The 550-nt window shown below is 74.9% G+C and carries 1 protein-coding gene; it reads right to left on the reverse strand.

What is annotated here, in order from left to right:
- On the reverse strand, positions 1–372 hold a 372-nt coding region (locus tag DQW85_RS21650; RefSeq protein WP_162795186.1), incomplete at its 3' end, for an alpha/beta fold hydrolase.
- Between the last annotated feature and the right edge of the window lie 178 nt (positions 373–550).

A 550-nucleotide genomic window follows, 5' to 3' on the forward strand; every position in this document is an offset into this window, starting at 1 on the left:
CGCCAGCCCGACCAGCGCGGCGGCCCGGGTGACCAGGCCCGGGAGCAGCGCCGCGCAGGCGAGCGCGTGCGGCGCCCCGCCCGAACGCCCGACCACCGCGAACGAGCCGATGCCGAGCGCCCCCGCTATCGCGGCCACGTCGGAGGCCACGTCGGACACCGAACGGCCCCGCCTCCGGTCGGAGTGGCCGTAGCCGGGCCGGTCGAAGGTGATCAGCCGGATGCCCAGCCGGTAGAGCACCCCGGCCCTGGGCGACGGCCCGAACCTGCTGCCCGGCGTGCCGTGGAGCAGGAAGACCGGCGTGCCCTCGGGGTTCCCCCTGTCTTCTACTGCGAGCTTCCTACCGTCCGGTGTGACCATCTCGATGGTCAAGGAGCACCTCCCCGCGGCCCGACGCTCACAGTTGGTTTTCCCACAATTGCGACGGTGGTCACGTAGGCGGCGGCCGCATGTGGAGGCCGCATGTGGAGCGGGCGGGCGTCACGGCGGGACGCGGCGCGTCCGCCGCGTCCCGCCGTGCCCGTCCCCGGGGTGGAGGCCCCATCGCACG

This window comes from Nonomuraea lactucae (assembly GCF_003313395.1).
Taxonomy (GTDB): Bacteria; Actinomycetota; Actinomycetes; order Streptosporangiales; family Streptosporangiaceae; genus Nonomuraea; species Nonomuraea lactucae.